At 72.1% G+C, this 17,382-nt stretch carries 13 protein-coding genes; 5 read left to right on the top strand and 8 right to left on the bottom strand.

The window, feature by feature from the left end:
* Positions 1–32: 32 nt before the first annotated feature.
* A complete protein-coding gene (locus tag ADL15_RS33945; protein WP_157441774.1) occupies positions 33–593 on the bottom strand; it encodes a hypothetical protein in 561 nt (186 codons plus the stop codon).
* A gap of 378 nt (positions 594–971) precedes the next feature.
* On the opposite strand from ADL15_RS33945, the gene ADL15_RS33940 reads away from it, so the two are divergent.
* Positions 972–3,839, top strand: a complete 2,868-nt coding sequence (locus ADL15_RS33940) for an AAA domain-containing protein (RefSeq protein WP_067699681.1) — start codon at positions 972–974, stop codon at positions 3,837–3,839.
* Positions 3,840–3,971: 132 nt separating this feature from the next.
* Here ADL15_RS33940 and ADL15_RS33935 read toward each other — a convergent pair whose 3' ends face one another.
* The gene (locus ADL15_RS33935) at positions 3,972–5,558 is read right to left on the bottom strand and encodes a xylulokinase (RefSeq protein ID WP_083972108.1); all 1,587 of its coding nucleotides are present in this window, start codon (positions 5,556–5,558) and stop codon (positions 3,972–3,974) included.
* Positions 5,558–7,759 (bottom strand): aminotransferase class III-fold pyridoxal phosphate-dependent enzyme, encoded by a 2,202-nt coding sequence (locus ADL15_RS33930; RefSeq protein ID WP_232344726.1) that lies wholly within the window; start codon positions 7,757–7,759, stop codon positions 5,558–5,560. The genes ADL15_RS33935 and ADL15_RS33930 overlap by 1 nt, the downstream gene beginning before the upstream one ends.
* A 138-nt stretch (positions 7,760–7,897) precedes the next feature.
* On the opposite strand from ADL15_RS33930, the gene ADL15_RS33925 reads away from it, so the two are divergent.
* Positions 7,898–9,106: a PucR family transcriptional regulator gene (locus ADL15_RS33925; protein WP_067699677.1), complete on the top strand. Its 1,209-nt coding sequence runs from the start codon at positions 7,898–7,900 to the stop codon at positions 9,104–9,106.
* On the opposite strand, the gene ADL15_RS33920 is transcribed toward ADL15_RS33925, so the two are convergent.
* Positions 9,034–10,368 carry an acyltransferase family protein gene (locus tag ADL15_RS33920; protein WP_067699676.1) on the bottom strand — a complete coding sequence of 445 codons (1,335 nt, stop codon included), beginning with the start codon at positions 10,366–10,368 and terminating at the stop codon, positions 9,034–9,036. The two genes, ADL15_RS33925 and ADL15_RS33920, sit on opposite strands and share 73 nt — an antisense overlap.
* A gap of 56 nt (positions 10,369–10,424) precedes the next feature.
* Entirely contained in the window at positions 10,425–11,474 is a 1,050-nt protein-coding gene (locus tag ADL15_RS33915; RefSeq protein WP_067699674.1) for an acyltransferase family protein, read from the bottom strand.
* Positions 11,475–11,558: 84 nt separating this feature from the next.
* Between ADL15_RS33915 and ADL15_RS33910 the strand changes: the two genes are divergently transcribed.
* Positions 11,559–12,755 carry a hypothetical protein gene (locus ADL15_RS33910; RefSeq protein ID WP_067699672.1) on the top strand — a complete coding sequence of 399 codons (1,197 nt, stop codon included), beginning with the start codon at positions 11,559–11,561 and terminating at the stop codon, positions 12,753–12,755.
* 262 nt (positions 12,756–13,017) lie between these two features.
* On the opposite strand, the gene ADL15_RS33905 is transcribed toward ADL15_RS33910, so the two are convergent.
* The 3 genes from ADL15_RS33905 to ADL15_RS33895 form a co-directional block, all read right to left on the bottom strand.
* Complete coding sequence (locus ADL15_RS33905; protein WP_067699671.1) at positions 13,018–14,172, bottom strand: FAD-dependent monooxygenase; 1,155 nt, start codon at positions 14,170–14,172, stop codon at positions 13,018–13,020.
* 22 nt (positions 14,173–14,194) lie between these two features.
* Positions 14,195–14,962 (bottom strand): S1 family peptidase, encoded by a 768-nt coding sequence (locus ADL15_RS33900; RefSeq protein ID WP_067699670.1) that lies wholly within the window; start codon positions 14,960–14,962, stop codon positions 14,195–14,197.
* A gap of 120 nt (positions 14,963–15,082) precedes the next feature.
* Positions 15,083–16,450 carry a glycoside hydrolase family 6 protein gene (locus ADL15_RS33895; RefSeq protein WP_067699667.1) on the bottom strand — a complete coding sequence of 456 codons (1,368 nt, stop codon included), beginning with the start codon at positions 16,448–16,450 and terminating at the stop codon, positions 15,083–15,085.
* 187 nt (positions 16,451–16,637) lie between these two features.
* Between ADL15_RS33895 and ADL15_RS33890 the strand changes: the two genes are divergently transcribed.
* Together ADL15_RS33890 and bfr are read left to right on the top strand one after the other, a co-directional pair.
* Positions 16,638–16,829: a (2Fe-2S)-binding protein gene (locus ADL15_RS33890; protein WP_067699666.1), complete on the top strand. Its 192-nt coding sequence runs from the start codon at positions 16,638–16,640 to the stop codon at positions 16,827–16,829.
* A gap of 54 nt (positions 16,830–16,883) precedes the next feature.
* The gene (gene bfr, locus ADL15_RS33885; protein WP_067699665.1) at positions 16,884–17,366 is read left to right on the top strand and encodes a bacterioferritin; all 483 of its coding nucleotides are present in this window, start codon (positions 16,884–16,886) and stop codon (positions 17,364–17,366) included.
* The last annotated feature ends 16 nt before the right edge of the window (positions 17,367–17,382 follow it).

Below are 17,382 nucleotides of genomic sequence, written 5' to 3'. Positions count from 1 at the left end.
CGATGTCTCGGTGATCGACTCTGACGTCGTGGTCAGGGCTGCTGGAGTTCTTCCAGGGGAGCGCCGCTGACGACCTTCGCAACGTTGGCGTCGTGGTCGCCGGCTACGAGTTTGCTCGCCAGCTCGTCAAGGCCGGCGAAGTCGCCGAACCGGTTCTGCAGCATCAGCCGCATCGAGCGCACCAGGCCCTGTTCGAGTCCTTGTTCGCGCCCTTGCTGGAGTCCTTCTTCGCGGCCTCGCTTCAGGTTCTTCTGAGCGATCTCGCGGCCGATGTCCGTTCCTTCGAGAACGTTGCCCATTCCTCTGCTCCTCAACGCCGTCACGACCTGAGCTGCGAGACCCTGTTCGGCCAGCATACAAAGGTCGACGAGAACCAACTGTTGCTCGCGGCTCGACAGCTTGCCGATCCGCCCGGCGATCCGGTCGGCGAAATCGGTCGGCCGGCGGCTCGACCACAGCACGAGTGGCGCGAGCGGACTCGCCAGCAGTGCCTCCGGGTCGAGGTCTTCCGGGACGTTCACCGAGTGGTATTCCAGGCTCAGGCGGTCCCGTTGGAAGGATCCGGGGTAGCCGCCGCCGACCGGCCACACCACGGTCTGGTGGATGCGATGACCGGGCTCGTCGTATTGCCGGCCAGTCCCGCCCAGTACGCCTTGTACAGGCCGTCGTAGTCCCGGACGGCTTCCCGGGTCCGTGCCGGGCCGGAGTGGCTGGTGTCAGAACTGCCCGGCATGTCGCCACTTTCGTGCGAGGTGGGTGGCATGAGACCACTGTACGTACGACCAGGTACCTGTGACAAGTGGGTGCCATTCGCCCCGGGACGGCGCGAATCCGTGATCCCCGGAACTGCCGCGCTGCGAAGGCGCGGTCGCCTGCGCGCGCTCGTCGAGGGACTGATCGGCTGGACCCGGCGCCGTGCCTGCCACGGCTGACCCCGGCCGGGGTGGTCCGGCCCGGTAACCTCGCATCCGATGCTGCCGCGGACCGTACTCGCCGTGCTCGCTGAGCTGGCTCCGGCCGCCGCCGAGCGCACCATGGACGTGACCCGGGGCGCGCAGCCGCTGGTCTGGCTGGAGACCGCGGAGAAGGCGCCGCGCCAGGCGGCCGTCGAACGCCTGGCCGCCCTGGACGCCCTGCACCGCGAGGAGCGGATCCTGCACCGCGGGTGGGGCTTCCTGGCCGGCCGGGTGGAGGTCGAGGGCAAACCGCGCAAGGTCCGGGTGCCGCTGCTCAGCCAGCCGGTGCACCTGGAGCGGTCGCTGCTGGGGTACAAGGTCGTCCCGGCCGGCGACGTCGAGGTCACCCCGCTGGTCGAGGACCGGGACCTGGCCGCCGCGTTCGAGTCGGCGCCCGGCCTGGCCACTCCCGGCTGGCTCGAGGCGATCGGCAGCGGCGCCTGGCTGCGGTCGGTCGCCGACGCCACCGGGTTCACCGCCGGCGCCACGATCGGCGCGAAGCAGCGGATCCCGGCGGACGGGCTGGCGCTGGTCGCGGCGCCGGCGCTGTTCGTGGTCCGGGACGTGTTCGGCGTCGGCCTCGCCGACAGCCTGCGCAGCTGGGCCGGGCGGGACCTGACCGGGACCGCGCTCACCGCCGTCTACGGCTCCTCGTCCGCTCCCGGCGCCGAGGATCCCGAGCCGGCGCTCTCGCCGCTGCCGCTGACCGGCGCGCAGGCCCGGGTGGTGGTCCGGGCCCGATCAGCACCGGTCACGGTGGTCTCCGGGCCGCCGGGCAGCGGCAAGAGCCACACGGTGGTCGCGGCGGCGCTCGAGGTGGTCGCCCGGGGCGGTTCGGTGCTGGTCGCGACCCAGTCGCCGCACGCGGCCGAGGTGCTCGCCGGGCTGCTGGCGCGCTATCCGGGTCCGCCGCCGGTGCTGTTCGGCGACGCGAGCGGCCGCGCCGGGCTCGAGGCCGACCTCACCGCGGGCGCGGATCAAGGGGTCGAGGCAGGCGTCATCCGTTCCGGTCACGCTGCGGTCCAGGCCGCTTCCGATCTGGTACGCAGGGAGAGCGCCGAGATCACGGATGACCTGGAGCGGGAGCGGCAGGCTGCGGCGCTCCCGGGGTATCAGCCGTTCCTCGCGGAGTTGGCGGTGGAGGTCCCGGGCGCGTTCGACGACTCCGTCGACCTGGCAGCGGTCCGCACCCTGCTGGCCGCCGCCGGTGCGGGTCCCGGCGGCGGGCCGGGGGACGGTGCGGACCGCGCGGGGCCGGCTGCGGCGCTCGGCGGGTGGTGGGCGCGGCGGCGTGCCCGTGCCGCCCGGCGCCGGGCGTATCGGGTGCTGGGCGCGGCTCCGGACGTACCGGAAAAGAATGTGACCGAAGCGCTCGCCGCGGCCACCGCGCAGCGTGCCGCCGCCCACCTCGCCGCGACCGGCGGCACCGATCTGGCCGCCCGCTGGTCGGCCCTGCACGACGCGGAGAGTGAGCTGCGGACGGCCGCCGGTGTCGCGGTGCGGAACGCCGCGGGCAGCGCGGAACGCTGGGACCGTGACGCCCGGCGCGCGGCCGGAGCCCTGGCCACCGCACTGCGGGCAGGCCGCAACCGGCGCCGCGAACTGCTCGCCCGGATGGACGCCGCGCCCCTGGTCCGCGCGCTGCCGCTGTGGATCGGCACGGTCGCCGACGTCGAGGACCTGCTGCCACCGGAACCCGGCCTGTTCGACCTCGTGGTGATCGACGAGGCCTCGCACGTGGACCAGATCCGGGCCGCTCCGGTGCTGGCCCGGGCCCGGCGCGCGCTGATCGTCGGCGACCCGCGGCAGCTGCGGTTCGTGTCGTTCGTCAGCGACGTCGACGTGACCCAGGTCCTGGACCGGCACGGCGCCGACGAACGGCTCGACGTCCGGCGGGTCAGCACCTACGACCTGGCCGCCGCGGCCGCCCCGGTGACCTGGCTGGCCGAGCATCACCGCAGCGTCCCGCACCTGATCGACTTCCCGGCGCGGCGGTTCTACGCCGGCAAGGTCTCGGTGATGACCCGCACCCCGCTCGCCGACGCCACCGACGCCATCGACGTGGTTCACGTGCCCGCACCCGCGCTGCTCAAGGGGGTCAACGAGGCCGAGGTGGCGGCGGCGTTGCGGGCGGTCGAGGAGCTGGCCGCGGCCGGGTACCGGGGGATCGGCGTGATCAGCCCGTTCCGCGCGCAGGCCGAGGCCCTGGAGGCGGCCCTGGTCGCGGCGGTCCCGGCGGAGCGGATCGAGGAGCTGCGGCTGCGGGTCGGCACGGTGCACGCGTTCCAGGGCAGCGAGGCGGACGCGGTGGTGGTGTCGCTCGGCCTGGTCGACGCGGACTCCCCGAGCCGCCGCCGCTTCGTCACCGACCCCCAGCTGTTCACCGTGATGGTCACCCGGGCCCGCCGCCGGCTCATCATGCTCAGCTCCCTGACCGGCCCGGACGGCCTGCTCGGCGACTATCTCGGGTATGCGGGGCACCCGCTCGCGCACGAGGACGGTCCGGTTGAGGTCCCCGGCTGGTCGTCAGGGGTGTCTCCGGGCCCCGGAGACACCCCTGACACCCAGCCGGGGACCGCGACGTCCGGCTGGGCGGCGAGCCTCGCCGCGGAACTCGGCCGGTTGGGGGTGCCGGTCCGGCCGGGGTACACCGTCGGGCCGTGGGTGCTCGACCTGTGCGCGGGGCCGGCGCCGGACGCGGTCGGAGTGTTCTGCGCGGTCCACCCGGACGGCCCGGCCGCGCATCTGGAGCGGCAGGGCGCGCTGCACCGCGCGGGGTGGCGGCTGGTGGACGCGTTCCCCAGCCGCTGGCACGGCGACCCCCGCCGAGCCGCCCTGGAAATCGCCGCGGCGCTCGTCCCGCAGCCCGCCACCACGCCCTGACCAGCAAAGATCTACCCTGGCCGAGGCGATCTCGGTGACGCTGGGGCCGGACACCTCGAGCAGCGGCCACGGCGTGGTCGCGCTGACCGCCGTGGGCCGCGAGCTCGGCCTGCCCCCGTGGGCGTTCCCGATCTAGGCCCGGTTCAGCCGCTTGTAGATCGGGGCCAGCTGCTTGTGCAGATCCGTGTAGACCGGGTAGATCTCGTTGTACTTCGCGTGGTCCGGGCCCGGCTCGAACACGTGGTTGTTCCTCGCCAGGGCGGAGATGTCCGCGAAGTCGATCATCCCGGCGCCGACCGCCCCGATCCACCCCGCCCCGCGAGCATTCACCACCACCGGATCCGCGTCCCGCCGGATCTCGATGCCGAGCACGTCCGCGAAGATCTGGCACCACGAGTTGGACCGCGCGGCCCCGCCGGTGATCACCAGTGACGTCACCGGTGCGCCGAGGAAGCGGTCCACCGCCTTCGCCATCCAGCGGGTGTTCAGCGCGACACCCTCGAACACCGCCCGCAGCAGGTCCGACCGGGTCGTCTCCAGGGAGATGTTCAGGAATCCGGCGCGCAGGTGCGGGTCGTCGACCGGTGCGCGTTCGCCGTAGAGCCAGGGCATGTAGAGCACGCCGTCCGCGCCGGCCGGCACCGACGGGATGATCTTGTCGAAGGCGTCGAAGATGGTGCCCTCGTCGCGGCTGATGTGGCCGGCGGAGAGCAGCGGGTCGTCGTACTCGACGATCTTGTCGCGGAGCCAGGTGAGGTTCGCGCCCGCGGTGGCCTGCAGCGCGGTCATCAGGTAGCGGTCCGGCAGCGCGCACGGGATCGACGCGATGCCGCTTGTCACGTCGGTCTTCTTGGCCGGCACGTGCGCCGCGATCCAGGACGACGTGCCCAGGTAGAGGTGCGGTTCGTTGTCGCGGACCGTACCGGCCCCGATCGCGGCCGCGGTGTTGTCTATCGCGCCGGCCACCACCTGGACGGACGCCGGCAGACCGAGGTGATCGGCAGCGCTGGGGGCAAGCGTGCCGATCACCTCGGTGCATTTCACGATCGGCGGGAACTTGTCCCGGTCGATCCCGCTCGCGGCGACCAGGGACGGGGCGTACCGGATGTCGGTCGCCGTGCGGTTGTCGGTGACCCAGGAGGTGAGGATCGAGTCGACGGTCGCGACCGTCCGGCCGGTGAGCTTCAGGTTGATCCAGTCCAGGACGTTGAGGAACGTCGCGGTCCGCGCGTACACCTCGGGCATCTCGTCGCGTACGAAGAGCATGTGCGCGGCCGGATCCTTCCCGGTCACCGACGGCATCCCGCCGGTCAACCGCAGCCACCGGGCGATTTTCAAGATCGAGATTCCACCGTACGACGGGAAGCCCCCGAACTGCCGCCGCAGGTGAGCCGCCCCGCGCATGTCCAGCCAGCTGATGCACTGGGTGAGCGGTTCTCCGGCGGCGTCCACCGCGATGGTGCCCTCACCCTGTGTCGAGGAGCAGATCGTCGTCACCGCGCGCAGGTGGTCGGGGAAGTCCCGCCCGAGGTCGGCGACGACCTCGGCGAGCGCGTCCCACCAGGCGACCGGGTCCTGTTCGGCGCCACCGCCGGGCAGCACCCGCAGCGGCACCGGGCGTTCGGCCCACCCGGTGACCGTGCCGTCCGCGGCGACCAGGGCGGCCTTCATCCCGGAGGTGCCCAGGTCGATCGCGAGCACCTGCGGCGGCGTCGGCACTAGACCCCCTCGACCTGGGCGAAGACCTGGTCGAACCGGGTGAGAGCGTCGTCGATGACCTCGTCGGTGTCGGCCATCGAGGTGTACATCCGGGAGCCCGCGAGGGTGATGATGCCGTGCGCCGCGTACGCCGCGCCCATCTGCTCCATCAGCGTCTTGCGGGCCTTGTTCTCCTTGAACAGCTTGATCGGGTTGCGCATGTCGAGCAGCATCACGCCGCTGCACTCCAGGTGCACGATCGAGCCCTGGTTGTACGCCACGTACGGCAGCCCGTACTTGTCGAGCAGCTTCTGCAGCCCGCGGGTGAGCCGGTCCCCGGCGCGACCGGCGAGCACCGGCGCGTTGGTCCGGGCCATCTCCTGGATCGCGAAGTACCCGGCCGCGCAGGACAGCGGGTTCGCCGAGAGGGTGCCGCCGACCTGGATGTGCGCGCCGCTCTTGCCGTCCAGCCCGGAGCCGAACACGCTCATCACCTCGGCGCTGCCGCCGACCCCGCCGGCCATCGGGTAACCACCCGAGACGGCCTTGCCGAACACGGTCAGGTCGGGTTTCACCCCGAAGTAGCCGGCCGCGCCGCCCATCCCGGTCCGGAACCCGGTCACCACCTCGTCGAAGATCAGCATCGCGCCGAACTCGTCGCAGAGTTTGCGGACGGCCGCGTTGAAGTCCTTCGGCACCGGCCGGGTGCCGGACTCCGGGCCGAACGGCTCGACGATGACCGCGGCGGTGCCACCCCGCACCCGGTTCTCGATCAGCTTGCGCTTGAGGGTGCCGAGGTCGTGCGGGAACGCCTCACGGGTCCGCCCGGTGGCGCCCCACGGGATGCCCTTGGCGTTCATCCGGAAGCTGCCGGGCACCCGCAGGCCGTAGACGACGGTGTCCGACCAGCCGTGGTAGGCCCCGCCGACCTTGATCACCATCTTCTTGCCGGTCTTCGCACGGGCCGCGCGGACCGCCGCCATCACCGCCTCGGTGCCGGAGCCCAGCGACCGGTACATCTCGATGTGCGGCATGTGCTGGTTGATGATCTCGGCGAGCTTCAGCTCGTACTCGTGGAACAGGCCGGTGACCGGCCCGGACTCCGCGATCACCGCGGCCACCTGCTCGTTCACCGGGCCGTAGTTGCTGCCCAGGATGGTCGGCCCGCCGGCCTGCAGGAAGTCGATGTAGACGTTGCCGTCCCGGTCGGTCAGGTACGCGCCGTGCGCCCGGTCGACGGCGAGCGGGAACGGGTAGTTGAACGCCAGGTTGTGCTGCACCCCGCCGGGGATCCGCAGCTTGGCCCGCTCGGTGATCTCCCGGCTGGCGGTGCACTTGGTGTCGAAGTAGTTCAGCACGTCCAGCAGCGCGTCGTGGCGCAGCCCGCGGATCGGCTGGGAGACCAGCGCCTTGAGCCGGCGCATGGTGTCGTCGACGTCCAGGTACTCACTGATCATGTAGCCGCTGGCCGCAGTCTCGGCGATGTCCGCATGCGTGGCGACGCTGGGGAGCTCCTCGTCCTCGGGCACCCGCACCGGCTCCACCGCGTCGACGATCTGCGAGGCGATCCGCTTCTCGTCCTTCTTCAGCTTGCTGAACGCGATCTCGCGGATCGTCGCCGGGATCGTGTAGACCTTCCCGGCCTCGCTGGTCAGCGCCATCAGATAGGCGATCGACACCTTCTCCAGCAGCGCCATGTTGAACACCGCGCGGGACGGGTCGGTGCCCAGCGCCACCACACCGTGGTTGGCGATGATGAACGCGTTGTCCCCGCTCACCACCTTCTTCTGCACGTTCTTGGCGAGGAAGCCGGTGCCGGACGGCGCGTAGTCGATGATCGCGACCTCTTTGCCGAGGAAGCGCACCTGCTCGTCGGTCAGCGCCGGGATCGGCTTGCGCAGGAACGCCAGCGCCGACGCGTACGGCTGGTGGGTGTGCACGATCGCGTTGACGTCCGGGCGTTCGCGGTAGACGTTCGCGTGCATCCCGCACTCGATCGACGGCACCAGCCCGCCCGCCCCGCCGACGTCCGGCACGTGCTTGCCCTGGAAGTCGACGATGCAGACGTCCTCGACGCGCATCTTGTCGTAGTCGTAGTTGCTCGGCGTGACGGCGTAGAGCTGGTGGCCCGGCACGCGGACCGAGACGTTGCCCTCGGTGGCCTTCAGGTAGCCGCGGTCGAGCATGGTCCGGCACATGTCGACCACGTGCTGACGAGACATCCGATGCTTCACGAGCGGATCCGATCCTGGTGTGCGGGGGTGACCTGCCCCATCGTCACCCGATCGCGGGTATGACGCACCGTCGTCCGGGAAGCGATCTGCGACCCGCCCGTTATCACCGGGTGACAAAATCGCCCGATGACCACCCCGTGGCTGCGCGTGCCGACCGACCTCGCGGCGGCCATGCGGCCCCGGCTGCCGGTCACCGCGCAGGCCATCGCGGCCGCGGTGGCCGAGGCCAACCCGGCGTTCGCCGAGACCACCGGCGCCAAGGTCGACCGGGACCTGCGCACCGCCGTCGAGGTCGCGCTGGACCGTTTCCTGGACCTGGCCGGCACCGACGAACCGGCGCTGCCCCCGCGGATCCGCGAGGTGTTCGTGGCGCTCGGCGCGGCCGAGGCGCGCGAGAACCGGGGCCCGGAGCTGCTGCTCGGCGCGCTGCGCACGGCGGCCCGGCTGCTGCTGCGCAGCGCCTCCCAGTCGCTGGCCGGCTCCCGCCCGGTCACCGTCGAGGAGATCATCGACCTGTCCGACGCGACCAGCGCCTTCGTCGACGAGCTCGCCTCGGCCTGCACCGACGGCCTGGCCCGGCAGCTGCGGGAACAGGCCGGCGAGGGCGACCGGCGCCGCCGCCGGGCCGCCGACCTGCTGCTGCGCGGCGGCGCACCGGCCGACGTGGCCCGCGAGGCGGTCACCGCGATCGGCTGGCCCACGCTGGACCGGGTGGTGCCGGTGCTGCTCCCCACCGACCAGGCCCGCGACGCCCGGTTCCGGTTCGCCACCGACGGCGTGGTGGCCGAACGGGCCGGCGACGCGGTGCTGCTGCTGCGGGCCGGCCCGCGCGCCGAGCGTGCGGTGCTGGCCGAGGCGTTCGCCGGCCGGGACGCGGTGGTCGGGCCGGGACTGCCGTGGACCGAGGTGCCGGAGGCGGTCCGGCTCGCCGAACGCGCCGCCGAGCTGGTCGGCACCGGTCCCGCCGCGGTCTTCGTCGAGGACCACTTCGCGGCGCTGGCGCTGCGCGGCGAGCCGGGCGCGCTCGCCGCGCTCTCCACCCGGCGGCTGGCGGCGCTGGCCGACGCGAAACCCGGCCAGCGCGAGCAGCTGCTGACCACCCTGGAGTCCTGGTTGCGGCACTGGGGTTCGCGGTCCGCGGTGGCCGCCGAGCTCTACGTCCACCCGCAGACCGTCAGCTACCGGCTGAACCGGCTGCGCGAGCTGCTCGGCCCGGACCTCGACGACCCCACCGTCCGTTTCGAGCTGCTGCTGGTGCTCAGTCAGCGGCCGGGCGCCTCATCCGCCCGCCGATCCCCGGACGGCTCCGCCACCCGGGGCGGCCCGGCCGCCTGACGCGGCGGCACGATCGGGCCGGACGCGCGCCGGTGTGCCGGCTGCCGTCCCGGTCCGCGCTGGTCCGGCAGGCGCCGGTGGTCCTCGGGTTCGCGTCGCCCGCGGGGGATAGTGGCCCGCTTACCCGGGCCGGGTGTGCCGCTCGGGACGGCGTCGGCGGCCGGGGACCGGCGGCGCAGCAGCAGGCGCCGCGCCGGGCCCTCCACCCCGACGTTCAGCAGCCAGGCCGCGGCCAGCGACAGCAGGAACGCGGAGACGGTCAGGCCGATCCCGGCGCCCAGGGCGAGCTTCGGGTGATAACCGAACCATCCCTCGAACATCCGGATCACGATCAGGTGGACCAGGTAGAACGCGAACGAGAGCTCGCCGAGCCGGACCATCACCCGGCCGCGCCACGGCGTCCAGCACTCCCGCACGTCCGAGCGGGCCGCCGCGACGAGCACCAGCGCGAAGCCCGGCATGGTGCACGCGGCGACACCCCACGGGCCGGGGACGTGCGCGGACAGGACGTATCCGCCGGCCGTGAGCACGGCGGCCAGGCGGCCGAGACCGCGCCACCGCGGCGCGCCCGCGGAGCGGACCAGACGGGCCAGCGCGACCCCGCAGACGAACTCGGGCAGCCGGCCCAGCGGCACCCAGTGGAAGAACAGCTCGACCGCGTCGGCTCCGGCCACCAGCCGGGCCAGGCCGGGACCGGCCGCGGTGACCAGCCACGAACCGGCCGCGACCAGGATCAGCCCGCGGGACCGCAGCCGCGCGACGCCCGCCGCGATCAGCGGGAACAGCAGGTAGAAGAAGACCTCGCAGGAGAGTGTCCAGCTGACCGTGTTGACGCTCTGGTAGAACGCCACGTCCGGGATCCAGGACTGCACCAGGGCGAGGTTGGCGATCAGCGCCGGCGGCCCGGGAACGGCGTGCCAGTCGTGCACCGACAGGTAGCCGACCACCAGCAGCGCGGTGACCAGGTGCAGCGGATAGACCCGGGCGAACCGGCGCCACCAGAACCGGCGGTACCCGTCCCGCGCGCACGACCACATCAGCACAAAACCGGAGAGGATGAAGAAGAACGAGACGCCGACCGAGCCGGACGCGAACAGCCGCTCCAGCACCTGCTCGGCCGGTCCGGGCGCGAAGAACTCCACGATCTGCAGGTGGAACGCGAAGACCAGGAACGCGGCCACCCAGCGCAGCCCGGTCAGCGACGGCAGGGAGGCGCCGCGCGTCGCGCTGGCCGAGGTCCGCGGGTCGGGGGCGGTGAGCATTCGGCGTACGATAGCAAGGGGTGCAAATAGTCCGATTTTGCTCTTGTGTGAGCAGGTCAGCGGGATACCGCCCCGCGCCGCAGCAGCAACCGTCGGGCCGGCCGCTCGACGGTGGTGTTGAGCACCCAGGCCACCACCAGCGCCGACAGCAGGGCGCACAGCGACCCGGCGAGCGCCACGCCGGCGCTGAGATCCGGGCGGGGCGTGTCGAGCACGGTCTCGAAGCCGCGGAGCACGAGCACGTGGACCAGGTAGAACGCGAACGACAATTCACCCAGCCGGACCATCACCCGGTTGCGCCACGGCGTCCACCGGCCGCGCAGGTCCGCGAGCGCCGCGGCGGCCAGCACCAGCGCGAAGCCGGGCAGCGTGTAGGCGGCCAGGTTCCACGGCTCGGCGACCCGGCCGGCCAGCACATACCCGGCGACGGTGACGACCGCGGCGGCGCACCACAGGCGGGTCAGGTTCACCCGGTCCGGCGCGGTCCGGCGCACCAGGCAGGCCAGCGCCAGGCCGCAGACGAATTCCGGCAGCCGCCCGGCCGGCGTCCAGTGGAAGAACCACACCGCCGGACCGCCGGCGAACGGCCCGGCCACGATGACCAGCCACGCGCCGATCAGGGTCAGCGTCAGCGCGTCCGGGCGCAGCCGGCCGATCCCGGCCGCCAGCAGCGGGAACATCAGGTAGAAGAACGCCTCGCAGGAGAGGGTCCAGCTCACCGCGTTCAGGCCCTGGTAGTAGGCGTGGTCCGGCGACCAGGCCTGGACCAGCGTGAGGTTGGCGGCCACCACCGGCGCCGGCGGGAGGCCGCCGCCGACGATCAGCGCCAGCGCCGCGGTCGCCGCGTGCAGCGGGTAGACCCGGGCGAATCGCCGCCACCAGAACTCGCCGGGCCGTTCCCGCGCCGACGACCACATCAGTACGAAACCGGAGAGCAGGAAGAAGAACGAGACCCCGGTCGCGCCGGCGCCGAACACGTCCTGGACGAGGCGGGTGGCGGTGGCTTCCGGGAGGCGGCCGCCGACCTGCACGTGGAAGCCGAAGACCAGGAACGCGGCGATCCAGCGCAGCCCGGTCAGCGACGGCAGGTGCGTGCCCGGAGCCACCGGCGAACCGTAACACCCGATAACAGCGGTATTACCCGGATTCTCCGGGCGGTGGACCTTGCGGTGCGTTCCTAGGCTCGCGGCATGCTCCGGCTCGCGCGCTGCGCGCTGTTCGCGGTGATCAGCCTGGTCGCCGTGATCGCCGCGGCCCACCTGGTCCTCCCGGCCGAAACCCCCTCTTCGGTACGGCGTCAGCTCACCCACCTGCGGCACGAGCTGACCACCGGCGCTGCCGAGCGGGCCCAGGACGGTTTCCCGGAGGGCTACTTCTTCCTCTACGCGCTCTACGGCCTGACCGCGGTGCAACTCGGTGACGCCGCGCAGGCCCGCTGGGCGCTCGACCGGATCGACAGTGACACCGGCCGGGCACCGTTCGCGTCCTCGCTCGTACCGTCGTACGGGGTGTTCTACCGGGGCTGGGTCAACTGGCTACGCGGCGGTCTCCTCGCCGCGCAGCACCCGGCCGACCGTGATCCGGCCCAGGTGTCCCGTTTCGATCAGGACTCCGCGGCGTTCGACGCCTCACCGACCCCGTTCCTGGCGGCCTACCCCGGGCAGGCGTGGCCGGTCGACTCCACCGTCGCGATCGCCTCGCTGCGCCTGCACGACACGGTCACCACGCCGCGCTTCGACACCACCGTCACCCGGTGGCTGGCCGCCGCCCGGTCCCGCCTCGACCCGGTCACCGGGCTGCTGCCGCACACCGCGGACGTGGACACCGGCCGTCCCACCTCGGGGGCTCGCGGCAGCTCGCAAAGCATGATCCAGCGCTTCCTGCCGGAGATCGACCCGGCTTTCGCCCGTACCCAATATCTGGTCTTCCGGACCGCCTTCCTGGACCGGCCGTGGGGTCTCGGCCCGGCCGTGCGCGAATATCCGCACGGCACCGACGGCCCCGGCGACGTCGACTCCGGCCCGTTGGTGCACGGCATCAGCCTGTCCGCGACGGTGGTGACCCTCGGCGCCGCCCGGATCCAGGGCGACAGCGCACTGTCCGGGGCGCTCGCCACCGCCGGCGACGTGTTCGGCGTCCCGATCGACACGATCACCACCCGCCGGTACGTGTTCGGTGTGCTCCCGATCGGCGACGCGTTCCTGGCCTGGGCCAAGAGCGCCCGCCCGCTGGTCGCGGCGGTTCCGTCCGCCCCGCCCGCGGTGATCTCCTGGTGGTGGCGCCTCCCGCTGCTGGCGGTGTTCCTGCTGCTCGGCGCCGCACCATGGCTGACCCGAGCCCTCCTCCGCCGCCGCGCCACCCGCCGTCCGTCCCCGGCTCCCGGCTGACCCGAGCCCTCCGCCGCCGCACGGCGCGCTCCGCGTGATCACGATCAAGATCAAGAGCTTGATGTCGTGCGTCCGCTGTGGTGCGGATCGTCGCTCCCGCCGGGACCCCTGCGGGCTTCGCTGGCCGCTGGCGCGTCCATGACGCGAAGCCCTCCGGGGCGACGTCCGTGGGTGGTCCCGGAAACCCTTGTGTGTGAACTTTCGGTGCGGAGCGCGCCGAAAGTCCCCACGCTCGTGGTGTTGCCCGCGGTGTGGGGCGGGGTCAGCGGGGGAGGGATGCGTGGACGTCGTGTTCGTGGATCCAGCTGACCATCTCGGGCAGGTTCTGCAGGCGGGCGTTGCGCTCGGTCGCGGCCGGGCCGTCGGGGACCTGGAAACACGCCGCGTTGGCGCGTGAGCCGAGCTGGATCTGCCGGGTCCGCGCCTTGCGGAGTTGTTCATAGCGCCGCAGCCCCTCGGCCGGCCCCAGACCGGACAGGCAGGCGGCCAGCGTCGCGGCGTCCTCGAGGGCCTGGTTCGTGCCCTGGCCGGCGTGCGGGAGCATCGGGTGGGCGGCGTCGCCGAGCAGCGTGACCCGGCCGGTGCTCCACCGGCGCAGCGGCTCGCGGTCGTAGAGCGCCCAGCGCCCGGTCTCCTCGGCGTTCGCCAGCAGCGTGGTCACGGCCGGGTGCCAGCCGTCGAACGCGGCGGCCGCCTCGGCCGGTGGGCACTTCGCCGACCAGGACTCCAGGGTCCACTCCGGATCCGGCACGTACGCCACGAAGTTGATCAGCTCGCCGCCGCGGACCGGGTAGGCGACCAGGTGGCGCCCGGGACCGAGGAAGAAGGTCAGCCCCGACACGGCGGAGCCGGGCGGAGCCGGTACCAGGCCACGGAAGCAGCTCATCGCGGCGAAGACCGCCTCGTCCGGCCCGTTCACGTGCCGGCGTACCGCGGAGCGCAGGCCGTCCGCGCCGACCACCACGTCGGCGCCGGCCGTGGTGCCGTCGGCGAACTCCAGCTCGACGCCGTGCGGGGACTCGTGCACCGCGACGCAGCGGCGGCCCAGGTGCGGCGTCCCGTCGAACGCGGCGAGCAGCACGTGGTGGAAGTCGGCGCGGTGCACGCCCAGGAACGGGCCGCCGAACCGCTGTTCGTACCAGTCGCCCATCGGGTGCTGGTAGAAGATCTCACCGGTGCGCCAGTGGTGGAACTCGATGCGGTGCAGGTTCGCGGCCACCTCCCGCACGGCCCGGCCGAGCCCGAGCGCGTCGATCACCCGCATCCCGTTGCCGCCGAGGGAGAGTCCCGCGCCGATCTCGCTCAGGCTGCTCGCCTGGTCGTACACATCGATGGTGAATCCGCGCGCCCGGAGGGCGATCGCGGTGGTCAGACCACCGATACCGGCGCCGACCACCGCGACCCGAAGCGATCCCATCGCGCCACTCTATCGAGAAAGGTCAATTGCGAGGGTGTGTCACCGAGAAGATCCACTTGGCGATGTCGTCGGTGCGCGCCGCGTTCTCCACCTGGGTGTGCGGGCAGCTCGGCCCGTTGCTGACCACCCCGGCGAGCACCGGGACACCGTGGCGCTCGGTGAAGTACGGGCCGCCCGAGTCGTACGGGCAGGGCGTGGTGTCCGGCTGCGGCGCGTAACCGTTCAGCCCGAGCACCGCGTCCGCGACCGACACCACCGTGAGCCGGCCGGTCATCAGCCGCGTGGACGGCACCGGGTTCACGCTGGTGAGCGAGCCGTACCCGGTCACCCGCAGCACCGTGCCGATCTTCGGGGCCCGGGTGCCCACCCGGATCGGCCGGATGTCGCGCACCGGCTCCGCCAGCTGGGCGAGCGAGACGTCGGCGGTCGGCGACTGCCGCACCGCGATCACCGTGAGCACGTGACCGCCGGTCCCGGTCAGGTCGGTGCGGCCCACCGTCGCGGTGGTCAGGTCGGCGACCGGGTACTCGACCCGGACCCCGTTCGCGTCCCGGAAGCAGTGCCCCGCCGTGATGATCCAGTTCGGGGCGATCAGGGCGCCGGAGCAGGCGCTGTTACGCCGGCCGCCGCTGGCGGTCGGGATCCCGGTCATGGTCAGCTTCACCGAGAAGCGGTAGTGACCGTCCGGTACGGGTTCGCCGTTGGCGATGGCGTACGCCGGTGTTGCGGTCCCGGCAAGTGTTCCCACCAGGGCCAGTGCGGCCACGGCCCAGCGGATTCGGTTACCCACGGTTGATCGTCCTTTCCGGACTCCGGCAACGACCGCATCGACGTTAGTACCTGTCGGCGCGCTCCGAAACCCGAAGACGGACCCCGGCGTGGTGCCGGGGCCCGCCCGATCAGTGCCGGGTCATGCAGCGGTGCAGGTCAATGCGGGGGTGGTGGCGGCGCCGTTCGCGATCAGGCCGAATTCGGCGGTGCCGGCGGACGGGAGCGAGCCGTTCCAGGAAACGTTACGCACGGTCACCGTGGATCCGCTGGTGGTCAGCGTTCCGTTCCACGCCTGGCTGACCGACTGGCCGTTGCCGAGCGTCCAGGACACCGCCCAGCCGGTGATCGCCCGACCGGCGGTCACCGTGACCTGTGCCTGGAACCCGCCCGACCAGGAGCTGGTGATCTTGAAAGCCGCGGAACAGGCCGCGCCGGTCGAGGGGGTGCTGGCCGAGGCCGACGGTGAGGCCGACGAGGCTGACGGCGAGGCCGACGAGGCCGACGGCGAGCTGGTCACCGGCGGGTTCGGGGCGCTGCTCGCCAGGCTGTACGCCAGATCGGGCTGGAACGACCCGGCCGCGTACCGGCAGCCGTCCGCCTCACCCGGCGGCTTGACCCACAGGAACGCGTCGACGTTGTCGTCACCGGTCGCCGTCGTCGGGTACGACCCGATCCGCCGGTCGGTGTTGTCGTCCCCGCACCAGTCCCCGGACGCCCCGCCGTTACGGCTGGTGTCCACGACCTGGCGCTTGCCGGTGACCCCGCGCCCGTTCAGCGCGCTGATGATCGCCCGCCCGTACGCGGTCTCCGCCGCGGTGCCGTTGAAGTTCGAGACGTTGGTGTAGAACCCGTCGGCGTTCGCCACCCCGGCCGCGACCAGTCGTCCGGCCTGGTCAGCGGCGGTGTTCCAGGTCGAGTGCCCGGCGTCCAGGTAGACCTTGGCGTTCGGGTTGGCGTTTTTCAGCGTACGAACGGCGGTCGCCAGCGCCGAGTCCCGGGCCGCGATCTCGCTCGCGCTCAGGCAGGTCTGCAGCGCGATCGAGTCCGGTTCCAGGATCACGATCACGGTGCGGTTGCCCAGCGCGTTCGCGATCGCCGAGATCCAGGTCTGGTACGTGCCGAGGTCCGGCGCCCCACCCGCGCTGGCGCCACCGCAGTCCCGGTTGGGGATGCCGTACGCGGTCAGCGCCGGGATCTGGCCCGCGGCGTTCGCGGCGCCGACGTACGCCGACACCTCGGACCCGATCGTGCCGAGGTTGAAGTTGCTGAGCCAGCGGGACGCCGGCTGACTGGCCACCTTGGTGCGGATCACCGCGGTGCGGGAGTCGTTCGGGTTGGCGGCCACCCATCGGGCGACCGCGGTGTCCGGGTCCCGGTAGAGCGTGCCGTTGATGGTGCCGGCCTCGGCGGTGCCGGCGGCGGCGAGGACGGCGCCGGCCGCGACGGTGACACCGGCGGCCGTGGCCGCGATCCATCGGGTTCTGAGTCGGGGGGAGCTGGGAGACATGGGCTTCCTTCCAGGGGGAGAAAGACCTACTGGGAGCGCTCCCAAAGTAACGGCATCGACATCCGTTAGCAATCTGTACGACTCGATATAACCGCGAGTGCCGCGATCGCAACCCAGAAGGGTTTGCGTGACCAGGGGTTTTAGGGCAACCTAAGTTAGGTAAGGTTAACCATCAGAAAGTCGCCGCATGTTCGTCTGCATCTGTCACCACGTCCGCGAAAGTGAAGTCCGCATGGCCGTTCGTTGCGGCGCGCGGACGGAGGAGGCGGTTGGCGACGCCTGTGGCGCCGGTACCGGCTGCGGGAGCTGCCTGGACCGGATCTTCGACCTGATCGAGGAGGAGGGGACCACCGACACGCGACTACCGAACGCCGCCTAGCCCTTACGGGCAGTACGCTTGACCCCAAGTAGTCATACTATGGGGGTATTTGACGTGCAAGGCGACGCCCGTGTCATCGAGTTCCTGAACGAGCAGCTGACCGCGGAACTGACCGCGATCAACCAGTACTTCCTGCACGCCAAGATGCAGGACAACTGGGGCTACACCGTGCTGGCCAAGCACACCAAGGCCGAGTCGATCGACGAGATGCGGCACGCCGAGGTGCTCACCGACCGGATCCTCTTCCTCGAGGGCCTGCCGAACTACCAGAAGCTGTTCTCGCTGCGGATCGGCGAGACGGTCAAGGAGCAGTTCGAGTGCGACATGAAGGTCGAGGTCGAGGCGGTCGACCGGCTCCGGCGCGGGCTCGAGTACATGCGCTCGATCGGTGACATCACCTCGGCCCGGATCTTCGAGGACATCCTCGCCGACGAGGAGCACCACGTGGACTACCTGGAGACCCAGCTCGGCCTGATCGAGAAGCTGGGCGAGCCGCTCTACCTGCAGAACGTCACGGAGCACCCCGAGGCCGGTTGATCGGCGGTGTGGTGGG

The organism is Actinoplanes awajinensis subsp. mycoplanecinus (assembly GCF_001509495.1).
Classification (GTDB): Bacteria; Actinomycetota; Actinomycetes; order Mycobacteriales; family Micromonosporaceae; genus Actinoplanes; species Actinoplanes palleronii.
The sequence above is the reverse complement of the archived record's forward strand: the minus strand, read 5'-3'. Positions and strand labels throughout refer to the sequence as shown.

Bases quoted from the DNA above. Each gene is read 5' to 3' on its own strand.
- ADL15_RS33940 (WP_067699681.1), top strand. From the start codon at position 972: ATGCTGCCGCGGACCGTACTCGCCGTGCTCGCTGAGCTGGCTCCGGCC.
- ADL15_RS33930 (WP_232344726.1), bottom strand. From the start codon at position 7,759: ATGTCTCGTCAGCACGTGGTCGACATGTGCCGGACCATGCTCGACCGC.
- ADL15_RS33925 (WP_067699677.1), top strand. From the start codon at position 7,898: ATGACCACCCCGTGGCTGCGCGTGCCGACCGACCTCGCGGCGGCCATG.
- ADL15_RS33920 (WP_067699676.1), bottom strand. From the start codon at position 10,368: ATGCTCACCGCCCCCGACCCGCGGACCTCGGCCAGCGCGACGCGCGGC.
- ADL15_RS33910 (WP_067699672.1), top strand. From the start codon at position 11,559: ATGCTCCGGCTCGCGCGCTGCGCGCTGTTCGCGGTGATCAGCCTGGTC.
- ADL15_RS33905 (WP_067699671.1), bottom strand. From the start codon at position 14,172: ATGGGATCGCTTCGGGTCGCGGTGGTCGGCGCCGGTATCGGTGGTCTG.
- ADL15_RS33895 (WP_067699667.1), bottom strand. From the start codon at position 16,450: ATGTCTCCCAGCTCCCCCCGACTCAGAACCCGATGGATCGCGGCCACG.
- ADL15_RS33890 (WP_067699666.1), top strand. From the start codon at position 16,638: ATGTTCGTCTGCATCTGTCACCACGTCCGCGAAAGTGAAGTCCGCATG.